The organism is Komagataeibacter oboediens (genome assembly GCF_018491655.1).
GTDB lineage: Bacteria > Pseudomonadota > Alphaproteobacteria > Acetobacterales > Acetobacteraceae > Komagataeibacter > Komagataeibacter oboediens.
This window is the reverse complement of the sequence record NZ_JABLUU010000044.1, coordinates 1-1,496: the sequence shown is the minus strand read 5'-3', so window position 1 is coordinate 1,496 and position 1,496 is coordinate 1. Positions and strand designations below refer to the sequence as shown.

Sequence of the window (1,496 nt, the reverse complement as noted above, 5' to 3'; positions counted from 1 at the left end):
CCCGTATGGCTGACATCGACACCGGTCACCGCCGCGGTGATGGCGTTCCCGGCAACGGTCGTGCCGTCGGATGCGGTGAACGCCGTGGCCGCGGTGTTGTCCACCACCGTCGCCGTCAGCGCGATGTCCGACGGGTCACCGTTGAAGTTCGGCGCGGGCTGGAACCATATCCGCGCATCCGCCGGCAGCACCACCGCACTGCGCGCCGACAGGTCACCCGGCAGCGCCTGTGCCGTCCCGCCGGGCACGATGTACATCCATGTCCCCTCGCCCGCAGGCGTGGCGTTGCCGGTAATGGCCACGCCCCCCACGCCGTTCGGGTCCGTCGTGGTGAACAGCTGCGACACCGTCTCCTTCGGGCCGGGCTGGTCCTCCAGCCCGGACGGCATGGTGACATCCGCATGGCTGTCCGGCTGCACCGTCACGCCCAGCGGCTGGCTGTTCAGGCTGACCGGCCCGTTGGGGCTGGCCTGCTGCATCCCGGTAATGTCCACGCCACCCAGCGCCGTGCTGCTGCCATCCAGCGCCGCACCCGTCACGCTGGTCGCAACCCCGTTGCTGGTACCCGTCAGCGGCACGTCCGTCGAGGTCTCGACAACCTGCGTCGTCAGCGTCCCCGGCGTGCCGGTGAAGTTCGGCACCGGATCAAAGCGCAGCGACGCGCCATCCCCCAGCACCAGGGCATTGCCGCCCGACACGTCCGCGGGCACGTCCGTCCACGTCTTCCCGCCATCGGTCGAATACTGCCATGTCCCCTGCGTCACCGGGTTGGCCGCGTTGCCGGTAATCGCGATCCCGCCCAGCGTATCGGCGGTCGAGCCGGCAGGGTCGCCCGCCGTCTTCTGCCCGTCCGCCGAGTCATTTACCGCACTGCCATACAGGCTGGCGATGGTCGCCCCCGTATTGTCGCCATCCGCCCCGTTGGTGGTGACCGGCGGCAGGTCATACGGCCCGTCATTCATCACCGGCGGGTCATTGACCGGGGCAACCTGCGTGGACAGGTCAACCGTCCCCACGCTGAGCGCCGTCTGCCCCCCACGGGTCGAGACATCGACCCCGCTGACCGCAACGCCGCCCGACGCCGCAAGGGCGGCCCCCGTCAGCGGCTGGCCGCTCGCGGTGGACAGCGCCGCACCATCCGTCCCCACCAGCGCCGGGCTGCCAGACTGCGCGTCCGAACCGTCGATCAGCACGACCTTCAGGTCATCCCCGCTGACCGGCGCGCCGTTATAGTTCGCGGCCGGCGTGAACTGCAGCTTCGTCTGCGCCGAATTGGACAGCACCAGCGCGTCCGTGGCCGAGACCGAGGCATCGATCTGCGTCCATGTCTTCCCGCCATCGGTCGAATACGACCACGTTCCCGCAGCCGAGGGCGTGTAGCCCACGACCGCAATCCCCGCCATGGTGTTGGCGGTGGACCCGTCGGGGTTGGCCGCACTTTCCTGCTGGTCCGCCGTGTCCGAAAAATACTGCCCGAACAGCGCCTGCACCGTGGC

The 1,496-nt window shown here is 69.6% G+C and carries 1 protein-coding gene; it reads right to left on the bottom strand.

The window, feature by feature from the left end:
* Positions 1 to 1,496, bottom strand: a 1,496-nt coding sequence (locus HNO79_RS16285) for a hypothetical protein (RefSeq protein WP_456306181.1), incomplete at both ends; no start/stop codon positions are given.